Annotated in this window: 25 protein-coding genes and 2 pseudogenes; 17 read left to right on the top strand and 10 right to left on the bottom strand. The window is 41.0% G+C overall.

What is annotated here, in order from left to right:
- The first annotated feature begins 6 nt into the window (after positions 1-6).
- The 5 genes and pseudogenes from ACJVDH_RS08110 (at position 7) to ACJVDH_RS08130 (ending at position 4,635) form a co-directional block, all read left to right on the top strand.
- Positions 7-480, top strand: coding sequence for a DUF6265 family protein (locus ACJVDH_RS08110; RefSeq protein WP_443947060.1), 474 nt, complete (start codon positions 7-9; stop codon positions 478-480).
- 581 nt (positions 481-1,061) lie between these two features.
- Positions 1,062-2,252, top strand: coding sequence for a DUF2252 family protein (locus tag ACJVDH_RS08115; RefSeq protein ID WP_443947061.1), 1,191 nt, complete (start codon positions 1,062-1,064; stop codon positions 2,250-2,252).
- 373 nt (positions 2,253-2,625) lie between these two features.
- Entirely contained in the window at positions 2,626-3,057 is a 432-nt protein-coding gene (locus ACJVDH_RS08120; protein ID WP_443947062.1) for a hypothetical protein, read from the top strand.
- 23 nt (positions 3,058-3,080) lie between these two features.
- Positions 3,081-4,241: pseudogene (locus tag ACJVDH_RS08125) on the top strand (TraM recognition domain-containing protein); the annotation flags it as partial.
- The gene (locus tag ACJVDH_RS08130; protein WP_443947063.1) at positions 4,192-4,635 is read left to right on the top strand and encodes a nuclear transport factor 2 family protein; all 444 of its coding nucleotides are present in this window, start codon (positions 4,192-4,194) and stop codon (positions 4,633-4,635) included. The pseudogene ACJVDH_RS08125 and the gene ACJVDH_RS08130, both read left to right, overlap by 50 nt.
- A 54-nt stretch (positions 4,636-4,689) precedes the next feature.
- Here ACJVDH_RS08130 and ACJVDH_RS08135 read toward each other — a convergent pair whose 3' ends face one another.
- The 4 genes from ACJVDH_RS08135 to ACJVDH_RS08150 all read right to left on the bottom strand — a co-directional run bounded on the left by ACJVDH_RS08135 (position 4,690) and on the right by ACJVDH_RS08150 (position 9,014).
- Positions 4,690-5,124 (bottom strand): lipocalin family protein, encoded by a 435-nt coding sequence (locus ACJVDH_RS08135; protein WP_443947064.1) that lies wholly within the window; start codon positions 5,122-5,124, stop codon positions 4,690-4,692.
- An 8-nt stretch (positions 5,125-5,132) separates the two neighbouring features.
- Entirely contained in the window at positions 5,133-5,579 is a 447-nt protein-coding gene (locus ACJVDH_RS08140; RefSeq protein ID WP_443947065.1) for a hypothetical protein, read from the bottom strand.
- A 409-nt stretch (positions 5,580-5,988) separates the two neighbouring features.
- Entirely contained in the window at positions 5,989-8,511 is a 2,523-nt protein-coding gene (locus ACJVDH_RS08145) for an ATP-binding protein (protein WP_443947066.1), read from the bottom strand.
- Positions 8,512-8,708: 197 nt separating this feature from the next.
- A complete protein-coding gene (locus ACJVDH_RS08150) occupies positions 8,709-9,014 on the bottom strand; it encodes a helix-turn-helix domain-containing protein (protein WP_443947067.1) in 306 nt (101 codons plus the stop codon).
- A gap of 588 nt (positions 9,015-9,602) precedes the next feature.
- Between ACJVDH_RS08150 and ACJVDH_RS08155 the strand changes: the two genes are divergently transcribed.
- From ACJVDH_RS08155 to ACJVDH_RS08175, 5 genes and pseudogenes are all read left to right on the top strand, one after another.
- Entirely contained in the window at positions 9,603-9,944 is a 342-nt protein-coding gene (locus ACJVDH_RS08155) for a hypothetical protein (protein ID WP_443947068.1), read from the top strand.
- A gap of 20 nt (positions 9,945-9,964) precedes the next feature.
- Positions 9,965-10,174: pseudogene (locus ACJVDH_RS08160) on the top strand (alpha/beta fold hydrolase); the annotation flags it as partial.
- Positions 10,175-10,454: 280 nt separating this feature from the next.
- Positions 10,455-11,237 (top strand): DUF1223 domain-containing protein, encoded by a 783-nt coding sequence (locus ACJVDH_RS08165; protein ID WP_443947069.1) that lies wholly within the window; start codon positions 10,455-10,457, stop codon positions 11,235-11,237.
- Between the two features lie 392 nt (positions 11,238-11,629).
- Entirely contained in the window at positions 11,630-12,910 is a 1,281-nt protein-coding gene (locus ACJVDH_RS08170) for an epoxide hydrolase family protein (protein WP_443947070.1), read from the top strand.
- 173 nt (positions 12,911-13,083) lie between these two features.
- Entirely contained in the window at positions 13,084-13,875 is a 792-nt protein-coding gene (locus ACJVDH_RS08175; RefSeq protein ID WP_443947071.1) for an alpha/beta hydrolase, read from the top strand.
- Between the two features lie 215 nt (positions 13,876-14,090).
- On the opposite strand, the gene ACJVDH_RS08180 is transcribed toward ACJVDH_RS08175, so the two are convergent.
- Both ACJVDH_RS08180 and ACJVDH_RS08185 read right to left on the bottom strand, forming a co-directional pair.
- The gene (locus ACJVDH_RS08180) at positions 14,091-14,291 is read right to left on the bottom strand and encodes a hypothetical protein (protein ID WP_443947072.1); all 201 of its coding nucleotides are present in this window, start codon (positions 14,289-14,291) and stop codon (positions 14,091-14,093) included.
- A 379-nt stretch (positions 14,292-14,670) separates the two neighbouring features.
- Positions 14,671-15,084: a DoxX family protein gene (locus ACJVDH_RS08185; protein ID WP_443947073.1), complete on the bottom strand. Its 414-nt coding sequence runs from the start codon at positions 15,082-15,084 to the stop codon at positions 14,671-14,673.
- A 361-nt stretch (positions 15,085-15,445) separates the two neighbouring features.
- On the opposite strand from ACJVDH_RS08185, the gene ACJVDH_RS08190 reads away from it, so the two are divergent.
- The 6 genes from ACJVDH_RS08190 (at position 15,446) to ACJVDH_RS08215 (ending at position 21,407) form a co-directional block, all read left to right on the top strand.
- A complete protein-coding gene (locus tag ACJVDH_RS08190; RefSeq protein WP_443947074.1) occupies positions 15,446-16,498 on the top strand; it encodes an alpha/beta fold hydrolase in 1,053 nt (350 codons plus the stop codon).
- A gap of 64 nt (positions 16,499-16,562) precedes the next feature.
- Positions 16,563-17,528 carry a heme-binding domain-containing protein gene (locus ACJVDH_RS08195; RefSeq protein WP_443947075.1) on the top strand — a complete coding sequence of 322 codons (966 nt, stop codon included), beginning with the start codon at positions 16,563-16,565 and terminating at the stop codon, positions 17,526-17,528.
- Positions 17,521-18,006 carry a hypothetical protein gene (locus ACJVDH_RS08200; RefSeq protein WP_443947076.1) on the top strand — a complete coding sequence of 162 codons (486 nt, stop codon included), beginning with the start codon at positions 17,521-17,523 and terminating at the stop codon, positions 18,004-18,006. The genes ACJVDH_RS08195 and ACJVDH_RS08200 overlap by 8 nt, the downstream gene beginning before the upstream one ends.
- Positions 18,007-18,130: 124 nt before the next feature.
- Positions 18,131-19,549, top strand: coding sequence for an aldehyde dehydrogenase family protein (locus tag ACJVDH_RS08205; protein ID WP_443947077.1), 1,419 nt, complete (start codon positions 18,131-18,133; stop codon positions 19,547-19,549).
- A 335-nt stretch (positions 19,550-19,884) separates the two neighbouring features.
- On the top strand, positions 19,885-20,592 hold the full coding sequence (locus ACJVDH_RS08210) for a helix-turn-helix domain-containing protein (RefSeq protein ID WP_443947612.1): 708 nt from the start codon (positions 19,885-19,887) through the stop codon (positions 20,590-20,592).
- Between the two features lie 17 nt (positions 20,593-20,609).
- Positions 20,610-21,407: an SDR family NAD(P)-dependent oxidoreductase gene (locus ACJVDH_RS08215; protein WP_443947078.1), complete on the top strand. Its 798-nt coding sequence runs from the start codon at positions 20,610-20,612 to the stop codon at positions 21,405-21,407.
- Between the two features lie 165 nt (positions 21,408-21,572).
- On the opposite strand, the gene ACJVDH_RS08220 is transcribed toward ACJVDH_RS08215, so the two are convergent.
- Together ACJVDH_RS08220 and ACJVDH_RS08225 are read right to left on the bottom strand one after the other, a co-directional pair.
- Entirely contained in the window at positions 21,573-22,334 is a 762-nt protein-coding gene (locus ACJVDH_RS08220; RefSeq protein ID WP_443947079.1) for a LytR/AlgR family response regulator transcription factor, read from the bottom strand.
- A complete protein-coding gene (locus ACJVDH_RS08225) occupies positions 22,315-23,334 on the bottom strand; it encodes a sensor histidine kinase (protein ID WP_443947080.1) in 1,020 nt (339 codons plus the stop codon). Before ACJVDH_RS08225 ends, ACJVDH_RS08220 begins: the two co-directional genes overlap by 20 nt.
- A gap of 488 nt (positions 23,335-23,822) precedes the next feature.
- On the opposite strand from ACJVDH_RS08225, the gene ACJVDH_RS08230 reads away from it, so the two are divergent.
- Complete coding sequence (locus ACJVDH_RS08230) at positions 23,823-24,281, top strand: organic hydroperoxide resistance protein (RefSeq protein ID WP_443947081.1); 459 nt, start codon at positions 23,823-23,825, stop codon at positions 24,279-24,281.
- A gap of 384 nt (positions 24,282-24,665) precedes the next feature.
- Here the strand turns inward: ACJVDH_RS08230 and ACJVDH_RS08235 are convergent, their stop codons facing one another.
- On the bottom strand, positions 24,666-24,968 hold the full coding sequence (locus ACJVDH_RS08235) for a hypothetical protein (protein WP_443947082.1): 303 nt from the start codon (positions 24,966-24,968) through the stop codon (positions 24,666-24,668).
- An 81-nt stretch (positions 24,969-25,049) separates the two neighbouring features.
- The gene (locus ACJVDH_RS08240; RefSeq protein ID WP_443947083.1) at positions 25,050-25,490 is read right to left on the bottom strand and encodes an Hsp20/alpha crystallin family protein; all 441 of its coding nucleotides are present in this window, start codon (positions 25,488-25,490) and stop codon (positions 25,050-25,052) included.
- Positions 25,491-25,701 lie beyond the last annotated feature (211 nt).

The raw sequence follows: 25,701 nt of genomic DNA on the forward strand, positions 1-25,701 counted from the left end.
ATAAAAATGAAAATTATTTTAACCATCCTCATGGCTTTAGCCTTGTCAGCCTGTGCTCAATATGCGAAAATACCATCTACTGGCCAATTGCAATTTAAAAAACTCGAATGGCTTATTGGAAACTGGCAACGTTGCAATGCAAAGCCTGGCGAGTCGGGCATTGAGCGTTGGCAAAAGGTATCTGAATATAAACTCATTGGAGCGGGAATAACCCTTAAAGGCAGGGATACTGTTTTCGCAGAAGCACTCGAAATCTGTATCCAAGGAAAAAATATCCTATATATCGTGAAGCTTTCGGACGAAAGGCTACCCGTTGTTTTTAAATTGACCCGTATTAACGAAAATGGCTTTATATTTGAAAATCCTGACCATGATTTTCCTAAAAAAATTGAATATCAGAACTCGGACAACTCACTTAATGCTGTAGTATCCGCGGGAAATCACAAAATTATTTATAAATTTTTACGCTCGCATTTCTAACGATATGCCTTACAGTTTAGTAATTGCTAAATATAAATCTCTAGAACGAAAACTCAGCTGTTATGAGCGGGAGCGGAATAATCGAGTTTGAACGTATCCGCAATACGATCCACTCCAATTTATAAATGTTTTACCTGATTTGGTTTAAATTTTAGCATTCTTCATCCATTTATTTATCTTCTGAGGATTTGCCCATAATGCGGCATAATTATGTCGTTATTATAGCGAAGAAGAATCACACTTTAAAAACTAATCATCTTGCAGAACCTTTTAATTATCATTTTTAGGAAATCATACTTTCAGATCAGATACCAAATACTTTACTGTATCCCTAAGCTCGCGAAGATTAAAGCGTTTGCCGGGTATGAGACAATAACATCATAATCATGATGAAGTTTAGAAAAAAATTAATAAAGGCTTCCTCAGAATATCAATAAAAATATAATTCCGAAACAATAAGCCTTATTTAAAATACACGCCTAAATAATTAAAATTAATATTAGCGACTGATGATCGGGAATATGTTGCTTATATTTGTACCTCACAAACTATTCCCGCGTTTAGCATGTTCTCTATGGCATATGAGAGCGGTTACGAAGAAAATTTTTGAATATAATAAAGGCCGCAAAGGCGCGATAGCCAAGTTAAAGTATCAGGCTATGTGTGAAAATGCCTTTAGGTTTTTCCGCGGGAGCTGCCATTTATTTTATGAAAATTTAAATAAATACAGGCATAAATTTACCTCCCCTGTAGGTTGGATTTGTGGGGATCTGCACCTTGAAAATTTTGGAAGCTTCAGAGGAAATAATCAGCTCACCTATTTTGATCTTAATGATTTTGACGAAAGCTTGAAAGCGCCAATACTTTGGGAAGTTGCGCGTGTGGTCACCTCTATCATGATCGCCTTTCAGGTACTTGAAGTAGATGCCGAGCAGGGATATAATATGGCTGCCCTATTCTTATATCGCTACCGTCAGACCCTAATCACAGCTAAAGCCCAGTCGATAGAACCTAGGACAGCAAAAGGGATAGTTAGAGATTTTCTGGATAAGGCCAGCCATAGTTCAGCGAAGTCATTGCTAAAAAAGAGAACTATTGTTCATAAGAAAAGGCTCTTGCTAAACCTGCGTGATGAGAGGCATTTTAAGCTAGGTGAAAACTTGAAATCGGAACTTAAAAAGCATTTGAAAACTTTTATAAAACATTCGAGCAACACCCCTTACAACTATACGGTAAAAGATGTAGTATACCGGGTAGCAGGAACTGGGAGTCTTGGCCAAAGACGGTATCTCTTCTTGCTGAAACATAAAATAAAGCGTAATGATTATATCTTACTCGATATGAAAGAGGCTTACCCTTCTTCACTCGAGCGTTTCCATGCCGATCTGCAGCCCAAATGGGATAGCCAGGCGCAAAGAATTACCGCAGTACAGCAAAGAATGCAGCATGTAACGGCAGCCATGCTCGACAGCACGATTTTCAAGGGGAGAGACTATATAATTCAGGAACTTCAGCCCGTTAAAGACACTATTAAATTTAAATTGATCAAAAACAATTATCGCAATCTGATCCAGGTAATTAATGACATGGCAGTATTAACAGCATCCGCTCAATTACGTTCGGCAGGTGTCCTTTCTTCTTGCACCATCGATGAATTGAGTGCTTTCGCCAGAGAGGGGGGATGGGAAGATACTATTCTCGAATATGCTCAACAGGCCTGCGCAGAAAACTTCAGGAATTATTATGATTTTCGCTCCGATTGGGTTAGCTAGGTGTGATTAATAATTTATTCAATACTGATTTGTTGTTAATTTTGAGCAACTCTGCTCTTAATAAACTATTCTCACTTTGGTAGCGACGCGGGTGCATATCAACCATCGGTTCCAGAGCATTCCTACCAAATAAAATTAAAAGTGTTACTCATGGCATCGTTTCGCTCTGATTTTAGATTTGCTTTCAAATGGTCTGGATTTGTGGATTGCTTACAGTAATTCAATACCTAAAGTAAATCTATACGATTTGTCCGGAATTTATATGTTAATTAATATCTTTAATTAGAAGAGAGTAAGTAATCGACTTTTTTTGATTGAAAAGCGATAAGCTGACTGAACAATTTAGTAGGCGGAATTAATTTAAAACACTACCATGGATGTACTTCCTGAAAAGACGGTAATAAAATATTCTTCAATACAAATAATTTGGCTAATCGCATCTCCATCAATATTGATTGGCTCTATTTTTTTACTATTAGCATGCAAGTCTATCTTGCAATTTTTCCTGGCTGGTGTAGGATGCTGCGTTGGAGTACTTTTGACATTCTTCAATTGGATGGATATAAAGGAGCTTAAAAAACCGCTATTGACAATCGATAAAATAGGTATTGTTCACCAAAACGGGCAAAGATTTTCGTGGTTTGAAATTACCAGCCAAAATGTTGTCTATTTAGGAAAGTATCAAAAGGTTGCTCATTTAGAACTGGAAACCCATGCCGGAAAAAGATTGTTCAAAATGGAAAACTGGAATAAAACACCAGAAGCTGTCCTTGATATCATGCGAAGATACAGTAAATTACAGTGAATGGTATTTAACCTGACAGATTTACCAAGATGAAAGTATTGAACCGGGATTGGATAAAAAAGCAGCGAGATTTTTTTGGTAGAAAGTCCAATTAATTTTCTCACCGCCATCATCTGGTATCTAAAAGGTCTCAGAATGGGAAATACTGTACGCTGCCACGCGTAATCGAGCTTATGCAGGCAGATTACGATCCGCTTTTTAATGTGCTCCAAAAAGAAGAAGAAATTAAAGTACTCATTAATCCCTTTATCAGTGCCTGGAAAAACGAAGCTATGGCACAATTAGAAGGGCAGATTGCCTCAGCTAAAATTGCTTTGGGCCGATTATCCTCCCCCCAGCTTTACTATGTTTTAAGTGGAAATGATTTCACCTTGGATGTCAATAATCCCATAGAACCTAAGATTATTTGCATAGGCAACAATCCGCATAAGTTGCAGGTTTATGGCGCCGTGTTATCGCTATACATATCCAGGATGATCAAAATGGTGAATCAGAAAGGCAAACTCAAAAGTGGGCTTGTGTTCGATGAATTTCCGACTATATTTTTCAACAATATGGATAGCCTTATTGCGACTGCCCGTAGCAATAAAGTCGCCACAACTCTTGCCGTTCAGGATTTCAGTCAGCTCAAAAAAGATTATGGTGCCGAACAGGCCAAGGTGATTTCTGGCATTGTGGGCAACATCATTTCTGGACAGGTTACCGGCAGTACAGCCAAAACTTTGTCAGAGACTTTTGGTAAAATCGTTCAGGATAAGCAAAGCGAAAGCATCAATAGCAGCGATGTTTCCATTTCCAATAGCACGCAACTTGATTATGCAATACCAGTTTCCAAAATTGCCTCGCTGTCTTCTGGTGAATTTGTAGGGATGGTTGCTGATAATCCCGAAGAGAAAATCAAACTCAAAATGTTCCATTGCCAGATTCAAAATGATCATACGCAAATAGCTGAAGAGGAGCAGGGGTACAGGCCGATACCAATCATAAAAAACGTTACTGCGGAAGAAGTAAAAGATAATTATGACTTGATAAAAGCTCAGGTTTCAGATCTTTTAAGGGAGGAACTTTCGACAAATGGAGACGAGCAAAATTTATCCCATCCACAAAAGGTCGATAAAACGAAATCAAAAAAAAATGAAATGGCCGACAGAAGACCTTCGATTGGAAACGCCGAATCCTTTTAATGCCTTATTGCGTTTTGTTTACCGATTCGAAAAAGCTAGGCAACCAGATGGCAATTTTACAAAAAATGCAAAGCATAAAATCTACATTGGAGATATGTTAGTCTCAGACCTCGACGGCACAGACAATCTTGCACAAGCCTTCGGCGAGCATGCATCACAAGTAAAAACATATTTTACATTGAATGGCCAACATAGCGTGGAGATCGACGGGGATCAGGCCACAGGAATTTCGTTTTCTCAGACAAAAATGGTCAGGGCGACAGAGGATGTTGATGTTTTAACAGATTATAGCGTTAAATATATAGACAGATATATAAAGCAAAACCATAAATGGCTCATCTGCGAACGGATCGGACATTTTATATTGATTGAAGCCAGACCACTGAAATCTTAAAATTATTTTACAGGAAGCAACGAATCGTTACTTCCTGTTTTTGTGAATAGTCATCTATTTTTTAACAAAATGGATAGTTATTGAAATCTGGCCATTTACTGAAGTGTAATTTTCCTTTAAAACAAAACTATTTTCCCCCTCAAAGGACAAATTGTAAGCCTTCGCGCTGTTTGAGTTCTGCTCGCGAATGATTAGCTCCCCGTTGGACACCCGCCAAGTGTATTTTCGATATGTAGCTGATTGATCGCTACCATTATAGGTTGCCAGGTCACTTCCAGTAAACTCGAATATTGCCTCATCGCCGTTAAAGTACTCCGTTTGTCCATTGGACTGTCCGTTAACCGTGGCACTCTGCTGCGTGGCACGCCATTTTCCCTGCAAGGTCGTGTACGCGTCCTGAGTGTTTTCGTTTGGATTAGATGATTCTTTTTTGCAAGAAGCGGTTACCACTATCAACACTGCAAGAAAAACCTTAATTAATTTTCTCATTTTTAAACTTAATTAGATTTTCTAACGTAGGAATATTCAAACACACTCTTGTTCGCCGGCCCTCCGGCAGCACTGCCATCATCAACCACCTCGATATAAGCATCAGCCGACTGCCATTTTATTGTAGAGTAAAAGATACTACTACCATTGCGAATGGCCAACTCACCTGAATCAAAATAAAATGTACTCCCATCATCCACCAGTTGGGATCCATTGTTAAAACGGTACCGGTTACCAAAAAACTCAACGTATTCTCCCGAAGTTACCTCACCTTCAACTACTCGGTCAAGTGCGCCATTTCGGTAATCAATCCTTTTAAAATAAATCTGGGTCCAGCGGCCTTGGATCTTTTGCTGATCCTCCGAGAGTGAATCTGGTATGGACTGGGTGTCTTGTTTCTTACAGGCAGACAAAATACCAAAACAGAGCACGGCAAAGCACAGCATTTTTTTCATGAGAGCTAAAGTTTTAATGAGTATAATTACCTTCGAAAACAACTTTTTAGATACTTTGTTTTTTCGAAAAAGATAGCTTTAAACGAATTATTAAATAATTATTGAAAGAGCAATTTTTGGCCGGAATATCAACCAATGTAGTTGATAGTTAACTTATAATTCTTAATATCTATAGTTAACTATTTGGGCGAAAGACGCTTGAATCGTAATGCACTGGAGAACTTAAACAGCTCGTCCGTTTAGTTAAGCTGCTTTTTACTTGCTATCACTATTACACAGATTTCGAAGATGCCATGGTATCAACCAGCCCTATCAGGAATATATTTTTAAATCAGCAGAGGCCATCGGCCTAATGTGTGTTCAGGTCTTCATTGATGGAGTTTTCTAAAAATATAAAGATATCATCAGCCTATAGTGGGAGCTCAAAATAAAACGTCGAGCCTTTTCCAAGCACGCTTTCCACCCAGATTTTGCCTCCGTGTCTGGCGATAATTTCCGAGCAAAGATATAAACCAATTCCAAAACCAGATACATTTATATTTTCTTCTACCCGGTAAAAACGTTCAAAAACCCGATCCGTATCTTCAGGTCGGATACCCACTCCCTGATCAGAGATAGAAACCAGCGCCTTTCCATTAACAGATGTACAGCTAATGTCAATCTTGGATCCAACTGCCGAGTATTTTGCAGCATTACTGATCAGGTTATTAATTACCTGACCGATTTTGACCCGATCCGCAGAAATTATTAGCTCCATACATCCTTCGATAGACAAAAAATAGCGACTAAAGATCAACGTATTTTCTTCATATATTTCTTTGATCAGTACAAAAAGATCGAAAACTGTTTTATCGATATGGATTTTACCCGAATCTAGTCTGGAAATATTTAAAAAGCCGTTGATTAGCGAGGCCATCTGATTGGACTGCTTTAGCGGCGTTACAAACATATTGGCCGAAAGGGACTGGCCATTTTCTAATTTTCTTTGCAACAATTGCAGGTGGCCGGTAAGTGAGGTTAAGGGAGTCTTTAGCTCGTGGCTTACCATTCCAATAAAATCATTCTTTCTGATTTCATCCTGCCGCTGATCCGTTACATCCATCACTACCCCGGTAAACATAGAACGCCCACCTCCAATTTCACCATTCATCTTTCCAAAAGCACGAAGCCACCTTTTTTTGCCATCCATTGCCCCATTTACCAGATAAGTAATATCGTAACTGCCCCCGCTTGCAATTACATCCTCCATCTGGGCTACCGCCTGCGTGCGGAAATCAGTATCTATAGCACCAATAAGATCATTGACACTAATTTTAGGATCCCCCAAAAAACCAAAAAGTTCCTTTAGTCTTGGTGATGCTACGATATCACCACTACGGGTATCAATATTCCATGTTCCAACATTCGCTCCTTCTACAGCCAGTCTGGTAATGAGCTCCGAGCGCTCCACCTCATGTCTGGAATTCACCTGCTCAGTAACATCTACAGCCACAACCACAATGTCAGAAACCAATCCTAACGAATCTTTCAAGGGCTGATACACGAGATTGAAAAATATTTCCTTTAATTCACCCTGATGCTCCAGCATAGCCCGGATCTCACTGGCAAAAAACGGAACACCCGTATTGTAGACCTCTTCAAGAATTCCTAAAAAAGGCTGGTTAGCGATTTCCGGCAACGCATCCGATAAAGAAAGCCCCACAACCGAACTGTCTTTTCCCCATACTTCTAGAAGTTTATTGTTCGCTGATTCTACCAATAAATCATTTCCACGGAGTACACCGATTGCAACAGGTGCTTCAGCAATGAGTAGCTTAAACCGCTGCTCACTTTTAAAAAGCGCCTCATTACTGATGCTCAATTTTTCATTCATTATTGCAAGCTCATGCGCATACCTTTCCAATTCACGCCGAGCCATTACCCGATCGGTGATTTCGAAAGACATGACCAGCACACCGGTACGCTCACCCGATAAATCCGAAAGTGGCTGATAAGTATAGTCGACATAAGTCTCCCGGATATTTCCATTTCCGGCATCAAATATTACCGGACTCTCTTTTACATCAATAATCTCACCTGTTGCCATCACCTGCCTAAGCTGGGATGCAAAAGGTTGATCGGCGAGCTCAGGCAAAATTTCCAGAAAAGGCTTTCCGAGAACGTCCTCTTTTGATTTTTCCCAATAGTCGAGGTTGCTGTTATTAATCATTTCTACAATCAGGTCATAGCCACGGATAACGACCACTGACGCAGGTAACATATTTAAAATCTGTTCAAGATTACCATTCGACTCCTTCAGACTATCTCTTGAGCGTTCAAGTTCTTCATTGGTAGCAGACATTTGAGCATTTAACATCTGTAAACTGTCACTATACCTAGCATGGGCTAAATTTTCGCTCTCGTAAATAAACCGGTCAGAAAGCGAAGCATGGCGTAATTCGATGAGATCCATTACTGCAGTCGCCATTTTTTCGAGCATGCCCCTCTGTAAATCAGAGAATTCCCGTGCGACTTTATCGATCACACATAAGGTTCCAATTAGAAAACCATCACTGGTCACAAGAGGTGCACCGGCATAAAAGCGCAAGCCAAAATCTCCCGCAACATTGGGATTGGCCGCCAGGCAGGGTTCTTTGAAGGCATCTTCAAATACGGTAACCTCTTCATCCAGCACGGATAGCGCACAAAGACTTTTTCCTCTGTTCGTTTCCCTGGAACTTCCCATACCCATATTGGACTTAAAATACACCCGATCCGCGTCAACCAATGATATAAGCGCAATGGGAACAGAAAATACTTCTCTTGCTAGTTTGGCCAGATTATCAAAGCAATCCTCCGGCGGAGTGTCCATTACCTGGTACCGATTTAGCGCCGCCACTCTTCCACCATCATTCTGCGGAATGATGTTTATCCCAAAAGTATTTTCAATCATAAATGTAAATCATTATAGCCACCTCCTAATTAGGATAGGAGAACGGGGATCACCGGCAATAAAGGATGATCAAGGGTGAACAATTAAGACTGCAAAAGGTTGTGATTAGTTTGAAATCTATGATGACTTTTTACAAACTTTATCGCACGTGTAATTGAAGTGACTTAACATGGTTTTTGGATATGAGAGATCTTTATTTAATATCGTGTAGCGATTCTCTTTCTTTTGATCGATATTTTCCGGACGAAAGTCATAGGTTCCATAAAATTGTCCACCCACATTTCTTTGTTAAAAAAACTAAGAAAATCAGAACGTAAGACAACTGTTTTTCTCGACCCTAATTTTGCTGCATTGAGTATGCCAGAGTTGATTAATTTGTATACCATACCCTTACTAGATCCCAATAATATCGCAATATCTGTAACTAATAATACTTCTTTTTCCAAACGAGAGAGCCTAAAAGTGTAGTCATTCTGAACGGTATCAAAATCCGAACATTTCAATTTATCCTGCTTATTTCTTTTTTTAATATCGGGAATTACAGGATTTGCTACAAAATCTTGTCACTGTCGTACGCGCAATAAAGGACGTATTACAGATGCTACATTTTTTTAAAATTTTAATTTTACTACTCATCGGTTAAGTCTCCCAAATTAAGTACCTGTAAGTACCTATAAGAATACTTAATACTGAACATTGAACATACAATGCATTATGTTAAAATAGAGGTCAAAAAGTTGACAAATACGCAACAAAACATTGATGAACACTGCGAATTAACGAAAAATAAAAAGGCAAAAAAAATGCTAACAACCTAATTGTTAATATTTTATATGATTATACTTTTCAGTATTATGTGTTATTTAATCATTTATTTTCCGATACAAGAATACTTAGCAGGCACAAATTTAACAAACGCAGATGAGGACTTATTGGTGTAAAATTTCTTAGACGATTGGTGGCTTAATCCTAATATCTTTTATGCTGGTAAACAACCAAGCAGTTCGAAGATTTTAACGAGGATATCAAAGCTCGAACTTCTACCGATTGACTTTGATGACAAGTTAAAGTTTATCATCAATACTTCAAAAGTGCTAAAAGCTGTTCATCTTTGGGATCATGAGAATCGAAGAAAGACTATTATAGCAATTGTCAAAGTATTTGACTCTGCTATCCAGGATGTAGTAGGTTTATTTATCGGTTCCGAAATATATAGGATAAAGCAAAAAACATTGTTAGATGTTATCATTTGGGCTAGATCTTTTTTTGAGGAATTCTTAGATTCAGAACACTTTGTCGACAGTTTTAAGTCAGTTTTAAATGAAATGTCTAAGAATCCATCTCAATATAACGACATTATTCGATATTGTATTGCATACAACTTATCTGTTAAAGAAAATGATGCTAAGTATTTAGAAGATTTTATTAGCTAGGTTGGGCACAGTCATATCCTGATGCGCTTGCTGAACTGAAAACTGTTACCCAGCCGGCATTGATTGTTCAGGGAGAGCATGACATTCCTGTACCTGTAATCAATTCGATCAATATGTCGCAAAGCTTTCCCAATGCGAAACTGATCATTTATCCAGATGCTGGCCATTCAGCTTTTACCCAAAACTACAAACAGTTCATCCCTGCTGCTAACGCTTTTTTAATAAAATAGGCCTCGGCCGGAGATAAAACTTATCGAAAAAAGCCATAGGAAGAAAAATCCTGTGGCTTTTTTTTGCACTTCAACATATTTACCCTAGAACTATACTGGCGTATGTATAGATTGCTTCTTCAAGATATAGGCTGGAAAAGGTATATCTACATTGTTCGTTAATATATGATTTCTGTCTTATCCTCCTAATCGTCGGGATGAGCCCCTAAATAGTCTACTCGGGCATGTAATGCTCAAAAGGATTTTCATTGGCCTATATTTTTGAAGAAAAAATAAGAATATGAAAACATTGAAAAAAATTGCAATAGTAAGTGCGCTTCTGGTTTCTGTAGTCGGAATATCAGCGTTTATCTGGCAGTCACCTGATCAGAAAAAAGTTACCACAGGGGTTGCGGAGGGCAAGAGCTTTGCCGTTCTGGAACTCTTTACCTCCGAAGGATGCAACAGTTGTCCACCCGCCGAACAGCTTCTGGAAAAATTAGAAAAAGAATCGGAAGGAAAACCAATTTATGTTTTGGGCTATCACATTGATTACTTTGATCACTTGGGCTGGAAAGATGCGTTTGGAAGCCGTGAGAATACTAAAAGACAGCAAAATTATAGCAACTGGTTAAATGCCCAGGTTTATACCCCTCAGCTTGTGGTAAACGGCACCGCAGAATTTATCGGATCTGATGAAAAGGCAGTGAGCAGGGCGATCGCCAAGCAGTTATCAATCAAACATCCTGAAGTGCTGTCTGTTGATGTCCATAAAACCGGCCAGCAGATCAAAGTTGGTTACGTTTCAAAGAACATCAGTGATCAGGATGACCTGATACTGGCCCTTGTTCAAAAAAACGGTAGCTCAAATGTACTAAGGGGCGAAAATGCAGGACTTAAGTTTTCCCACATCCAGATCGTCCGCAGTTTACAGAGCGTATCATTAAAACAATCGTTATTCGGATCTAAGGATTTCTATATCCCGATGGACAACAATGTAGAAAAATGGGAGGTTATCGGTATGGTCCAAAATAGGGAAACCGGAGCGATCACTGCCGTAGATTCTGCACCAGTAAACCAATAAACATTTAAGTCGATTACCTTATGGAAAATTATAGGCATAACAGGCTGCGCGGTACTTTTGCTGGATTAGCTGCCGTTCTATCAGCCCTTTTTTTATTTAGTCCGCCATTTGAAAAAAATCCGCAGCAGTGCGAGATGGTTTCAACAAACATTAAAAACAGGAAAAATCCACTCGGAAACTCCGATGAAACGGAGGGCTAGCCTGCATTTCGGTTAAAAGCTAGGTAGCGCATTGGCACTTGTTATTCCCGGTTTACGCGAAGAAACTTTCATCACCCGAAATGCCTGTCCGAAATGCAGAATAGTCCACCTCATCCAATCAATTGTTCCTTTCTGGCTCCTATGGGAATATTTTTGGACCATAATTAATCAAGAAATATAACATCTTAAATTATGAACACGAGCTTTAAAACAGTCATCAAAACAATCATTGCCGGAACCTTTATTTTTGGCACTTTGAGCGGTTTTGCACAAACCTCAACTACGGCAATTTCTCTGTCCGGTACTGACAAATCAATCCGAACATTTCATGTGCGTATTCCCCAGGAAGCGATAGACAATATGCGCCAGCGGATTGCCGCTACCCGCTTTCCGGATAAGGAGACAGTAGCCGATCAGTCGCAGGGGGTCAAGCTGGAAAAATTCCGTGAACTGATGGATTATTGGAGAACGGGTTACGACTGGAGAAAAGCGGAAGCTAAACTTAATGCCTATCCCCAGTTTATCACCAACATTGATGGGGTAGATATCCACTTTATCCATATCCGTTCCAAACACCCCAATGCCATGCCGATGATCATGACCCATGGATGGCCTGGTTCTGTATTTGAACTGTTAAAAATTATCGGTCCGCTAACTGATCCAACTGCTTACGGCGGCAAAGCCGAAGATGCCTTTGATCTGGTTATTCCTTCGATCCCGGGTTTTGGCTTTTCCGGTAAACCAACGGTAAAAGGATGGGGTTCGGATCATATTGGTTTGGCCTGGACAGAACTGATGGACAGGCTGGGCTACAAAAAGTATGTTTCTCAGGGCGGTGACTGCGGCTCGGTAATTTCTCATCGCATGGCCCGCCAGCACGTGAAAGGTCTGATCGGTATCCACGTGAACATGCCTGCAACCGTTCCTGCCGAAATTGCAAAGGCATTGACCAATGGCGAGAAAGCTCCGGCAGGACTTTCGGTAAAAGAAAAACTTGCCTATGAAACCCTGGATGCCTTTTACAAAAACAGTACAGGATATTCAGGAATGATGGTAACCCGTCCACAGACTTTGGGCTATTCACTATCTGATACTCCGGTTGGTCAGGCAGCCTGGATTTATGATGAATTTATCGGTTGGACTTTTTCTGGTGGAAACCCTGAAAAATCACTGACCAGAGACGAAATGCTGGATAATATTTCCCTATACTGGCTAACAAATACTTCAACCTCTTCGGCCAGGATCTACTGGGAAGACCATTCGAACAACTTCAATGCCATCGATCTTTCTACACCTGGTGCTGTTACGGTTTTTCCTGGCGAAATATACAGGGCACCTAAAAGCTGGGCTCAGCGCAATTACCATAACCTAATCTACTTTAACGAGGTAGATAAAGGCGGACATTTTGCGGCTTGGGAGGAGCCCCAGCTTTTGGCAGAAGAACTTAGGAAGGCTTTCAAGTCATTAAGATAGCACATTAAGGTACTTTAATGTCGGGTTTAACCGCATAGGATTGTTAGAATCCTGACCGGGAAATACTAAGAATAAGCATCCATACCCGAGGGCTGTGGCCATTACGTCATGACCTTGATGGGATCGGGGGGCCTTTGGATGACACATACTCCATAACTTAAATAAAAAATAAAATGAAAATCCAATTTAATTTAAATCAAAGAGTGATCAAGGCTGTTCTGGCCGTTATGATCTTGATCGGCAGCATGCTCTTATTGTCGAAAAAAAGCATGGCACAAACAGGCCCAATTAAAAACATAGTGATTGTACATGGCGCTTTTGCCGATGGCTCAGGCTGGAAAGGGGTATTTGATATTCTCTCCAAAAAAGGGTATCACGTTACTGTTGTACAAAATCCGCTAACCGGACTGAGAGACGATGTGGAGGCTACCAAAAGGATTCTTGATAAACAGGACGGCCCAACTGTACTTGTAGGCCACTCGTGGGGTGGGGTAGTGATTACGGAAGCAGGTACACACTCCAATGTAGCAGCTCTGGTTTATGTTGCCGCATATCAGCCAGATAAAGGAGAAAATACCCTTAAATGGGCAAAAGCGCTTCCTGATGCGCCTGAATTCGGCATCCTTCCTCCTGACGATAAGGGATTTGTATATTACGGAAAAGAGAAATTTCACGCTGGTTTCGCAGCTGACCTAAGCAAAGCTGAAACAGATTTTATGTTTGCCTCACAGCAACCCATTTATGGAGAGAGTTTCGCCACTCCCGTAGCCGAAGCTGCCTGGAGAACCAAACCCAGCTATGGAATTGTAGCAACAGAAGATAAAAGCATTAATCCTGATACAGAACGCAATATGTATAAACGCTCAAATACCAAAATTACCGAGGTAAAAGGCAGCCATGTCATCTTTACCTCTCAACCAGAAACGGTTGCAAAGGTAATCATTAATGCTGCAGCGCATAAATAGCACATGTGCACGGAATAAGCGCCCATGATTTGCGTTGCTCATCGCTTTTAGAAAACTGATTGATGGCTTATGCATACCCTGGAAGGTTTTATCGCCCAAGGGTATGTGTAGGCCATTTGTTTGAATTACAATGAATCTGACGCCTCGTAGCGCCAACTCTTTAAATATCAATTGGATAAATTAAAATGCAAATATCACTATTGTGAGACTCGCCTTCACGTCATTCTTATACTTACGGTAATGCTTAGGAAACCGATAGTGCAGTACAGGTACAGTATGCTTGGCAATTCGTCAAGCAGGTTTTCACTGAAAGCGCTTAGATTGTAATGTACATCTACACCATCATTAAATTCTATTCCATCGAAGATTGTTTTTGCAAGTTCGAGCTGGTGAAGATAAAAACTGCCCGGTAGCAATAATTCTTTCGGGTTTTTTAGATGGTTTATTGCATTTCCTGAAATAAATGCAGCAGTTTTTCAAATACCTTTTTAGGGGTCTGATAGCACGACCTGGAGTTCTTTCAGGGAATTATTTTCATCATTCCTACCGCAATAAACTCAGTCGTGGCGTAGTGCATCGGTTGCAAAAGTTATGAGGAGATACACGTTTGTTAAATACCAAATTCTAGTATCTCAGCGCAATCCGCGTATTGCCGGAATAGATAGGTGGGACAATCACCAGAATTGGGAGGTATTTCCTACATCATTGTGTGTTTTTTTTTGCCCATAATGCAAAAGCCAGAAGAGTAAATTAAACTCTTCTGGCTTTTGCTTTTTTTGTTGTGGTAGGATACTGTTATAGGTAAACCGGATTGGTTTCTTCTTTTACCACCGAGTAACTAACTGCGTAGATCCTACGGAACATCAGATAGGTTGCAATTACGATTAGGAAGGCCACAATCGCATCAATGGTTTCTAGTAGGCCGATAACAATCAGCTTAGAAAAGAATGCAAAAATGATGTCGAAAAAGATTCCTGCAAATACCCACTCTTTAAGTCTAAGCAACCGGTTGGGAATCAGAAGAACAATAATTCCTGCCAGTTTGGCTACGCCCAATACATAAATGAAATATGGCGGATAACCTAACTGAAGCGTAATGTCCCATACCAGTTTGTTTTTTGTCAATTCGCATATTCCACTTGTTCCAAACCATAACGAGGTTAATGCTGTCCCGATCCAATAAATTGTCTTTGTTGATTTAAGTTTCATAATATCTCTTTTTTTAAGTTTAGCACAAAAATGAAAGCTGCGGAGTGAAAAAATCAGCACAAAAAACCTGAAGCGGGCAAACTGATCCCAGAAGTAGACATTAAGGCATTCCGTTAAACATTATCAATCAAAATAAGGCAAAGCATTAATGAAATGGCGAGCTATGCCTTTAATAATTGTGCCTCCATAAAATGTGTCTCTTGGGAATTGCAGTTGAAGGTTCAAGGGGGAGTTTGCCTGGATAATTTCCTGTTTTGTCCATTTCACCTGTTTTGTGGTGTGTGTGGCCTGCCAACCAGCGTAATTTTATACCATCAGTTCAGATGAACAGAGAAATTACACCTTAAATCATATCAATAATATGGAACTTTATTCAACCACAGCGCGCACTCCTTTGAGTGCAAAATTACTGATCATTCTAGCTGCACTGCAGCTGCTTGTTTTTGGGATAGCCAATGCTGCTACACCAACCTATCCGGTTACCAATAATGTAAAGTTAGCGGTAGCCCCAACTTTTGGCGATTTAAAACATATCCACGCCGGACTGCTTGATGTTGGCTATGCTGAGGTGGGTCCGGCCGATGGTGAGCCCGTTATCCTGCTTCATGGCTGGCCGTATGATATTTCCAGTTATCAGGAGGTAAGTGGAATCCTTGCAGCTAAAGGATACCGTGTTCTGGTTCCATACCTGCGCGGCTACGGATCTACACGTTTTTTATCCGCTTCTACTCCACGCAATGGACAACAGTCTGTTGTAGCGCTAGATATTATTGCATTCATGGATGCATTAAAAATCAAAAAAGCCATCCTTGGGGGTTACGACTGGGGAGCCCGTACCGCTGATATCATCGCTGCGCTTTATCCGCAAAGGGTAAAGGGGTTGGTTTCGGTAAGCGGCTATCTAATCGGTAGTCAGGCCGGAAACAAAGCACCACTTCCTCCAAAAGCCGAATTGGTTTGGTGGTACCAGTTTTATTTTGCTACCGAGCGCGGGGCTGCAGGGTATGCTGCAAATACATCAGATTTCAATAAATTGATCTGGCAGCTAGCTTCACCGAAATGGAATTTCAGCGATGCCACTTATGAGCAGTCTGCAAAAGGTTTCATTAATCCTGATCATGCTGCTGTAGTTATCGATAACTACCGCTGGAGACTGGGTTTAACCAAAGGTGAGGCCAAATATGATGAGCTGGAAAAGAAACTTGCACTTGCTCCATCCATTACTATCCCAACAGTTACCCTGGAGGGAGATGCAAATGGCGCACCACATCCCGATGCTAGCCAGTATGCCGGCAAATTTACCGGAAAATATGTGCACCATAACATTACAGGTGGAGTTGGCCACAACCTGCCCCAGGAAGCACCACAGGCTTTTGCAGATGCAATTGTAGAAGTGGCTAATCTGGCCAAGTAATCAATTTTACACTCGCTCTGGCTGCTTTAAGCCGGTGCGGTTAACCTCTTTAAAACAATAAACAATGAAAAGTAACCGCCTGTTCCGTTACCGGAACTTTCTGGTCGTCATCTGCATCGCAGTTGCTGTTTTTGGGATGTTGCAGATTAACGCTCCTGTAATCCCTAATCCGCCTGTTACAACTGCGATTTCACTGCCTGAAGAAGTTAGCCTGATCTTTAAGCGCTCCTGTTACGACTGTCACTCCAATGAAACCAGACTGACCTGGTACGATAGAATCGCGCCAGTTTCTTACCTCGTTGCAAAAGATGTTAAAGAGGGAAGGGCAAGGTTCAATTTTTCACAATGGGGCGATAATCCAGCTGCAGTACAGGAACTTTTGCTTTGGGAAATGCTAAATGCCGTACAGGAAGGTAAAATGCCGCCTAAAAGTTACAGCTATGTCCATCGTAAAACCCTGTTGACCGAAGGGGAACTAACTATCCTCAAAAATTATGTCAACACCCTTCCGGGAAGACATAAAATAGATACCGCAAAAATTACCAGGCCAACCGGGAACACTTCCGTGCATACTGAAGCACAGGTTGCTCAGATATCCGTTTCCCTGAATGGAGTTGCTTATTCTTCCGATTATAAAAACTGGAAAATTATCAGCATTACCGATAAATATGATGGAGGCAGTATGCGGGTGGTATATGCAAACGATATTATGGTTAAAGCCATAAAATCCGGTACAATGCCATTTCCGGACGGTGCCAAAATGGTTAAAGCAGTTTGGGGAAAACAGAAACCGGATGCCGAAGGAATTGTTAGGCCCGGCAACTTCCAAAATGTTCAGTTTATGGTCAAAGATGCTAAAAAATACACCCAGACTGAAGGTTGGGGATTTGCGAAATTTGATGGGTTTAAGCTAAAAGCTTATGGTAAAACGCCATTATTCGACAGAGCCTGCATCAACTGCCACCGTTTACTGGTACCCGAAAATGATTTTGTGTTCAACATCCCTACTAAAAAACAGAATAATGAATAATATTTCCAATCTGAGAAATCATGAAAAAAGGTTCATTTATGTGTTCTTTCTTACGCTGCTGTTTGCTTCCTGCCAGCGGAAAAAGTACGCCACTTTAGCACCTGAATATCTTTTTGATGCAAAGGGACAAAAGTTGATCAGCTCACTTATAGATTCGAAAAGAGGTACCATCTCTATCATTTATGGCAACAATATCGCGCTCGAAGCTGCTGGAGATAGCCTGCCAAAAGCAATGCCCGGTGCCGAATATACGCTGGTTACCTGGAAACAAAAGGCAATGCCCGGGTGGTATGGTACGAATATGAGTGGCGATCTGTATTCGCTGGAAACACTCGAAGTGCTAGGCAAGGATCAACAACCGGTACAGCTTAAATACCTCTTCAGCGCCGGGTATACCTATTCAAAAGGAACGGAAGCACCAGAACGTAACGGACGGATAAGTTTAATAACCAGTCAGCCCACTGCGGTTTTTCCTTGAGCATACTGGAAGGTGCCCGGTTAAAAGTTTAATAGACGCGAGCCTTTAAACAATATAATTTGAGCTTTTTGGCAAAGCATGGTTATCAGAAAACAAGTGAAATTTGTAAAATAACAATCAGAAAATGAAACACATCAAAAGTACTTATATCAACGGAAGGTTCGTGGAACCGGCCGGAACTGAAACCGCTGAGATCATCAGTCCGTTAAATGGAAAAGTAATCGCACAGATCAGATATGCGGATCACCGCGACACAATGCTAGCGATTAATGCAGCTTCGGATGCATTGGCAAGTTATAGCCGTAGCACTATTGAAGAACGCTCGGCCCTTATGCAAAGGATCCATGATGAGATTTTGAAGAGGATCGACGATTTGATAGAGGCCACAACCCATGAATATGGTGCCCCCAGAGAACGTGCCAAATGGGCAAACCTTATCGCAGCCACCACCTTTACCGATCAGATTAAAGTAATCCAGAATTATCCCTTCAGCAAACAGGTTAACGAATCAATTGTGATCATGGAACCTGTAGGCGTTGCCGCCCTGTTCACCCCATGGAACGCTACGGCAGGAGCAATTGCCGTAAAGGTTTCGGCAGCATTGGCTGCTGGCTGCACTGTGGTACTTAAACCCAGTGAGTTTGGCTCGTGGCAGGCTGAGATTATGATGGAATGCTTCCACGCAGCAGGAATACCTGCAGGCGTAGTTAATATGGTTAACGGCCGTGGAGAGGTAATTGCCGCAGCTATTATGGAAAGTACCGCAGTTACCAAGGTTTCGTTTACAGGATCTACCGTGGTGGGGAAAATTCTGGCTACTCAGGCGTTAAATACCATGAAAAGGGTAACCCTTGAACTGGGTGGGAAATCAGCGAACCTGATACTCGAAGATGCTAATCTGGAAACTTCAATTCCAATGGCCCTTCAGGCGGCCTTTATGAATAACGGGCAGGCCTGCATCGCAGGAACCAGGCTTTTGGTGCCTGCTTCACGATTGGAAGAAGTGAGGAAAGCCCTTCTTTCGGCAGCCCCAACATTTACCGTAGGCAGCCCTTTAGTTGGTGATTATAAATTAGGGCCACTGGCAAGCAAAAAACAGTATGACCGTATTCAGGAGTTCATCAGTTCTGGTATTGGGCAGGGAGCAGAATTACTGGTAGGAGGATTAGGCCATCCTGAAGGATTAGAGGAAGGTTTTTATGTGAAACCAACCGTCTTCATCGGGGTAGATAATAATATGAAAGTGGCAAGGGAAGAAATTTTTGGACCTGTACTCGCTGTTATCGCCTATGAGAATGAGGAGCAAGCGATATCGATAGCAAATGATAGCGAATATGGCTTAATGGCCTATGTGAGTTCACAGAACACAGACCGTGCAGCTGTTGTTGCTACTCAGCTTAAGGCGGGCAGGGTGCTGATTAATACCTTGAGACATGACCCTCTGGCTCCCTTTGGTGGCTATAAAAATTCAGGTATTGGCCGTGAAAATGGTGTCTCAGGACTTGAGGAATATTTAGAAGAAAAAACGCTTATCCCGGGCTGATTAATGTCTTCCGAATAAATTTTAAATGAAGAGTGGGTTAGATTTGTGTAGGTAAGTGGTGGGGTAGGCCCACCATTTTTTTTAAGAAACTTTGGTGTCCGTCTAACTGAAAGATGTAAAGTATACCTGAACTTTTAAACAAATAAGATTGGACGTTTAAACAAAGCCCGAAATTCTATTTTTATCGAAATTTGTATCAATATCAATGATGGATTTAAATTGAAATCAAACATGATGCTGCAAAACGGATATCATAAGTCCCTTCACTCGCCAAAGCTTCTGCGGAATTTCTATCTGGGGAAAATGTAGCAGGAGAAGCCTTCGTTTCAGATCATATTTTCAGTTATATCATGAGCGGAACGCACGGAGTATGGGTAGGAGACCGGAAATACTTTTTCGGAAAAGGGCATTACCGTTTTTTTAAACGGAATCAGCTAACCAAGTTTGTGAAAGGTACGCAGTCTGATGGATTTAGGTCTTTAGCTATCCACATCGACCAGTATACGCTCAAAGAAATGGCAAGCGAACACGGTTTAAAGGTTTATGGACATTACCAAGGTGAGGGAGTTAAGTTAGTGGATGCGAATGGTATGCTTAAAAGTTTTGTCGATTCTCTTAATATTTACGCAGATCATGACAGATTGGATCATGATATTTTAACGCTCAAAACAAAAGAACTTGTACTGATTTTAGCTGAGCTCAATCCGGTTCTAAAGCACATGCTATTTGAGTTTAGCGCCCCCGGAAAATTAGATCTTGAAGCTTTTATGAACGGACATTACCGATACAATGTTCCTCTGGAAAGGTTCGCTTTTCTTACCGGGCGTAGCCTGTCGGGTTTTAAAAGAGATTTTGCAAGGCTCTTCAGTATTACGCCTGGCAGATGGCTGGTAAAGAAAAGGCTTACCGAAGCCAAATATCTGATAGAGCAAAGGTTTGCCAGGCCAACTGAGATCTACCTGGAGCTGGGTTTTATGGATCTTTCGCATTTCCCCTACGCCTATAAAAAGGCATTTGGGAAAGCTCCCTCACAAAGAACATAATGATTAAATAAATAGAAATGGATTTAAGATTAAGAGGAAAAAGAGCCCTGGTTACTGGCTCCAGTTCGGGTCTTGGCGAGGCCATTGTAAAGATGTTGGCAGCAGAAGGTGTCAGTGTAGTGGTTCACGGTCGTAATGAAGGGCGCGCAAGAAAAGTTAGCGAAGAAATTATTTCAAGCGGGGGTATAGCAGATATTGCAATAGGTGATCTGGGTACGGATGAGGGTGCTGACGCGGTTGCCGAAAATGTACTTAAAAACGGACAAATCGATATCCTGATCAATAATGCGGGGGCCACCTCACATCAATCATGGGGAGATGCCAGTACCCTTGATTGGGCAGATATGTATAACAATAATGTTTTGTCGTATGTGCGGATGATTCAACGCCTGGTACCCCAGATGAAAATCCTGGGTTGGGGAAGGGTGGTGCACATTGGCGGCGGTCTGGGAATCCAACCCATAAAAGAGCAGCCGCACTATAATGCCACCTTGGCTGCGAGGCACAATTTATCGGTTTCACTGGCAAGGCAGCTTAAAGAAACAGGTATTACCTCAAATGTAGTTTCTCCGGGTGCAATTATTAACCCAATGGTAGAAGACTGGCTATTTAGTGCGGCACCAAAATTCGGATGGGGAACTGATCTGGAAGAGATCAAATACAAAGCTGTACAGGAACTGATCCCAAACGATACAGGCCGCTTTGGAGAACCGGAGGAAATAGCCGGGGCTGTAGCCTATTTATGTAGTACTTATGCCAATTATATTAGCGGTGCCATTATACGGGTAGACGGGGGCACTATTAAATGCATGTAGATAGTGATTTACCGTTATACCAACCACGTTTATAAAGCTCATTAGCATATTAAAAACCCATAAGTTAGTAAAGGCTTATGGGTTATTTCATTGTATCTGTTAGCAGGAGGCATTTTCCATTACCGATTAGTCCAAAGCATTTTCTCTTCAGCCATAATCTCGGTTTTACCGTTCTTCCATCCAGGAAAGAAAATTAGATGTTTTTTCTTTATTGATCAGTAGCTTGTCAGGTGTTTCGATAACCAGTTTCACAAAGAGCTTTCTCAAAAAATAATGCTCAATTTCTTTGATGGCTTTAAAATTTACCAGGTACTGACGATTGACCCTGAAGAACTGTTTGGAGGATACCTGTGCGGTGATCTGGTCCAGTGGCTGGCTCAGAGAAAACTCCTGCTTATCAAAACACATAATGGTAGTCGTTTCATTCCTGATATAAAAAAAGGCAATATTTTCGGTGGCAACGGTGGTGTATTTCTGGTTTTTAAAAACCAGAAAACTTTCCTTTCCCAATGGAGTTTTTAATTTATCGATTAAACTTCCCAGATCAGGTACTACCTTTTGCTGGAAGAAATTCTGAAGGCCATCAACTTTTAAGAAAGCCTCCTCAATATCTGTTTTTGAAAATGGTTTCAATACATAATCAACCCCGTTCTGTTTAAAAGCTTCCAGTGAGTACTCGTCAAAAGCAGTGCAGAAAATAATCGGGCTATTGACTTTAACCTGCTTGAAAATTTCAAAACAAAGTCCATCGGCCAATTGGATATCCATGAAGATGAGGTCTGGCTGCGGTTGCTCCGATAGTGCTTTTACCGATGCTTCGATACTCTGGTACCGGCCTACTATCTTTGAATTGGGCCTCAAAGCTAAAATTATATTTTCGAGCGATTTTGCTGTCTTTAGCTCGTCTTCAATGATTATGATGTTCATATATTAAGGGAAGTTTTACGGTAAAGGTTTTGCCATCATTGATGATCTCAATCGGCTTTTGAAGTAAATGTTGATATCGTAACGCAATATTTTTGAGCCCTACGCCCAATGAGCTGTTGTCTGCCATTTTTAAACGGATCGGGTTTTCCAGAACGATCTGACTTTCCTGTATGTATAAAATGATGTGAAGCGGCCTGTCCAGAGAAACGACATTGTGTTTGATGCAATTCTCGATGAGTAATTGTAGGGTAAAGGGAGGGATCAGTGTTTGTAAAGCCGCATCATTCAAATCGGATTTAAAGGTAAAGCCCCCATCAAACCGCGCCTTTTGGAGAAAAAGATATGCATTGAGTATTTCCATTTCCTCGCAAACATGGATGAGGTCGAGCTTACGGCTTTCCAGGGTATAGCGGTAAAAATTGGATAACTTTAAGATAAAGTCAACCGCTTCTTTATCACCAATCTCTACCATAGCTTTTAATGTATTGAGACTGTTAAAAAGAAAATGCGGATTTACCTGCTGTTTAAGCAGTTCATATTGCGCACCCAGGCTGTCATTCCTGATTTTCTCCAGTTCCATGCTGACTTGCTGGTTTTCGTAATTTTGTTGCAGCAGGTGCAGGAACATGTAAAATATCAGGTTGATCAATATTCCCCGAACCTCCACCATGAGCATAACCGGACCAAAGTTGATGTGGGACAGGATGAGCTGCTGGATCCAGGCCAGACAGAGCATTACGGCAATTCCGGATAACAGGCTTTTGACCAGTTTAGGGTAGGAAATGCCCTGTTTTACCGCTTTGTTGCTCTTTTGCGAAAGCATATGGATATTCAGGTACCACATCAAAAGTGCAAATATGGATGTAATGGCGGCATTCACTGCTGCTTCGGCCGCGTGAAAATGATGTTCCGCAATTTGAGGGACTGAAGATAAAAGCCCCAGGAAAATGGAACTAATCCAGATGATGGCCGGTGAGATTCTTAATGAGTTTGTCGTCATTTCTTATTATTGGCCTTAAAGATAATCAACGCCTGAAAATTTCAATAATTTAGTGTTTCTCATACATTGGGTTTTTATGCGCTATTGCGGTTCGGTATCTGCCTATTCCAACCAAATATATCAATGTCCACTTTCCTGTTATATAAATATTCGGCCAAGCCGGACAGAATGATGCATGGGACAGGCAAAACCTGGACTGAGGCGGACAGTTCAAAAACCAAGGGTTGTACTGTAGCTGCCTGCGAAGGTGAGTGAGAAAACGATATTTATTTCTTACCGACCAACAATAATGCCTAACCAGCGTGTAGATCGTATTCTTCATCCCTGATTTTGGCCGGTTCGCGGGTTTCTGCTGATCATTTTGCAACCAGCCTGTTAATTTTGACGTAAGCATTCTCGCCTTGCCATTAACCCAGCTGATTTGGATTAAGGTTAAGAAACGTAATAACAGAAATCAAAGCATATTATTCACAATTAATCACAGAAAAATGGAAAATCAAAACGTAATTGAATCATTAAATACCAAGGATGTAGTTATCAATAAAGTATTGTATACCGGAAAAGTACACGTAGATGGCGGCCGTGAGGGTTTTGCCAAAAGTCAGGATGGGCTATTGGATACTGCTCTCGCCTCTCCGGGCAGTAAAGACAAAGGAACTAATCCCGAACAGTTACTCGCTGCTGGATGGGCGGCTTGTTTTATCGGGGCAATGAAACATAATGCGCCGGGGCTTCATATTGCCCTTCCTTCAGACACCTCTATTGATGCAGAAGTGGACCTTGCAGTTGCAAATACTGGGTTCAGCCTTCAGGCCAGGCTGCATGTGTATCTGCCTGGACTTACTATAGAAGAGGCTAAAATGGTTGTTTATGCTGCCCATGAAACCTGTCCGTATTCTAAAGCGACAAAGGGGAATATAAATGTCCAGATCAATGTGTTAATATAGCGCAGGATCCTCTTAAATCAATTGAGAGCCAGCGAACCATAATTTTTTCAGAAAGATGAAGACAGCATCCCTTTCCAATGATCGGGGTGCTGTTTTATTTATGACATCTCTCCACGACCGGCCTTTTTTAATCAGGCTGCGCCAACCGGGATATGCAGAATTTACCTTTTTGAGCAAATTTACTGATCAGGAAACATGCCTATTTTTTGGGGTAAATTGCAATCAAGTGAATCTTTATAGCTGGGCTGTAAACCGAATCGTCTCTTTTTTTTGCATTTTCAGCGAAAAAGTCAAACAGTTTCCATTTTTTAGACTTATTATACAAAGTACCAAATACCAACATACTGCATATGAAACTAAAACATTTGCTGATTTTAAACTTAGCTACGCAGACATTCCACTTTCCTCGAGTTTTGAAATCCGAAAGATTTCTTTTGAAATGATTGCAACATTTTCCTTGAGTTCTGTTAGGTTGCAGAATATAGTAGCCAAAGGTATGGGAAGTCCAGCAACTTCATGCGTAAGTACCATTTGAATCATGCATGTGGCTGAACGTTCCATTCTTCCTTTGAGAAGATTAAATGTATCTAGTGCTGTTTGCCGTTCCGTTCCCAAAGCAAATTTACCATATGTAATTTCAGTGCCCTTAAAATGAAGTGCTATTTTTATTTCCAATAGTGAATCCATTTGTGATGCGCTTTAGTTTCCGTAGTAAGGTATTTTCAAGATGAACTAAAAATGCCGCAGAGTGCGGCATTTCGAAATTGTTTAGCTGATTGCTATCTGTTTAGAAACTGCCTTTGCTTCTTCCTTCTTCGGAAGGGTCAGCTTTAATACGCCATCACAGTAGCTAGCCAAAATGCGATCTACATCGGCGCTTTCAGGAAGTGTGAATGCCCTGGTAAAAGAAGAATAGCTGAATTCACGCCTGTTATAATTCTTTTCAGCTGCACTGTTCTCACTCCGCTGCTCGGTAGAGACCGTAAGCGTTTCGCCCTCCACCGAAACCTTAAAGTCTTCTTTTTTCAACCCGGGGGCAGCAAGCTCAATCTGGTATTCTTCACTCGACTCTGAAATGTTAACCGCCGGAAGGCTACTGATTCGGCGATCTGAAAAATAAGTATCGCCTAATACGGATTCGAAAATGTCATTAAAGCCTGGCAATAATGCACTGTTTTTCTTTTCTGGATTAAATTTAACTAACGTCATAGTTTTTCCTTTTAATGGTTTAATAATAAATGGACTATTAATCAATTAATTTTCTCTAAAACCTCAATGAGGTTCTGTAAGTCAACTATCAACTGGTATGCCAATTGCGCTGGCAGGCATATTTTCATGTTTTTCTCGCCGGACTGCTGAAAAAATTTCATATTTTCAGATTTTTTTTCAGTTGCAACTGCAAATTTTTCAGTTTAACTAT

Source organism: Pedobacter terrestris (genome assembly GCF_052343045.1).
In the GTDB taxonomy this organism is placed as follows: Bacteria; Bacteroidota; Bacteroidia; order Sphingobacteriales; family Sphingobacteriaceae; genus Pedobacter.

Bases quoted from the DNA above. Each gene is read 5' to 3' on its own strand.
- ACJVDH_RS08235 (WP_443947082.1), bottom strand. From the start codon at position 24,968: ATGGATTCACTATTGGAAATAAAAATAGCACTTCATTTTAAGGGCACT.
- ACJVDH_RS08170 (WP_443947070.1), top strand. From the start codon at position 11,630: ATGAACACGAGCTTTAAAACAGTCATCAAAACAATCATTGCCGGAACC.
- ACJVDH_RS08225 (WP_443947080.1), bottom strand. From the start codon at position 23,334: ATGACGACAAACTCATTAAGAATCTCACCGGCCATCATCTGGATTAGT.
- ACJVDH_RS08145 (WP_443947066.1), bottom strand. From the start codon at position 8,511: ATGATTGAAAATACTTTTGGGATAAACATCATTCCGCAGAATGATGGT.
- ACJVDH_RS08220 (WP_443947079.1), bottom strand. From the start codon at position 22,334: ATGAACATCATAATCATTGAAGACGAGCTAAAGACAGCAAAATCGCTC.
- ACJVDH_RS08130 (WP_443947063.1), top strand. From the start codon at position 4,192: ATGAAATGGCCGACAGAAGACCTTCGATTGGAAACGCCGAATCCTTTT.
- ACJVDH_RS08200 (WP_443947076.1), top strand. From the start codon at position 17,521: ATGAATAATATTTCCAATCTGAGAAATCATGAAAAAAGGTTCATTTAT.
- ACJVDH_RS08140 (WP_443947065.1), bottom strand. From the start codon at position 5,579: ATGAAAAAAATGCTGTGCTTTGCCGTGCTCTGTTTTGGTATTTTGTCT.
- ACJVDH_RS08110 (WP_443947060.1), top strand. From the start codon at position 7: ATGAAAATTATTTTAACCATCCTCATGGCTTTAGCCTTGTCAGCCTGT.
- ACJVDH_RS08215 (WP_443947078.1), top strand. From the start codon at position 20,610: ATGGATTTAAGATTAAGAGGAAAAAGAGCCCTGGTTACTGGCTCCAGT.
- ACJVDH_RS08205 (WP_443947077.1), top strand. From the start codon at position 18,131: ATGAAACACATCAAAAGTACTTATATCAACGGAAGGTTCGTGGAACCG.
- ACJVDH_RS08240 (WP_443947083.1), bottom strand. From the start codon at position 25,490: ATGACGTTAGTTAAATTTAATCCAGAAAAGAAAAACAGTGCATTATTG.
- ACJVDH_RS08115 (WP_443947061.1), top strand. From the start codon at position 1,062: ATGAGAGCGGTTACGAAGAAAATTTTTGAATATAATAAAGGCCGCAAA.
- ACJVDH_RS08120 (WP_443947062.1), top strand. From the start codon at position 2,626: ATGGATGTACTTCCTGAAAAGACGGTAATAAAATATTCTTCAATACAA.
- ACJVDH_RS08165 (WP_443947069.1), top strand. From the start codon at position 10,455: ATGAAAACATTGAAAAAAATTGCAATAGTAAGTGCGCTTCTGGTTTCT.
- ACJVDH_RS08175 (WP_443947071.1), top strand. From the start codon at position 13,084: ATGAAAATCCAATTTAATTTAAATCAAAGAGTGATCAAGGCTGTTCTG.
- ACJVDH_RS08230 (WP_443947081.1), top strand. From the start codon at position 23,823: ATGGAAAATCAAAACGTAATTGAATCATTAAATACCAAGGATGTAGTT.
- ACJVDH_RS08185 (WP_443947073.1), bottom strand. From the start codon at position 15,084: ATGAAACTTAAATCAACAAAGACAATTTATTGGATCGGGACAGCATTA.
- ACJVDH_RS08190 (WP_443947074.1), top strand. From the start codon at position 15,446: ATGGAACTTTATTCAACCACAGCGCGCACTCCTTTGAGTGCAAAATTA.
- ACJVDH_RS08195 (WP_443947075.1), top strand. From the start codon at position 16,563: ATGAAAAGTAACCGCCTGTTCCGTTACCGGAACTTTCTGGTCGTCATC.
- ACJVDH_RS08135 (WP_443947064.1), bottom strand. From the start codon at position 5,124: ATGAGAAAATTAATTAAGGTTTTTCTTGCAGTGTTGATAGTGGTAACC.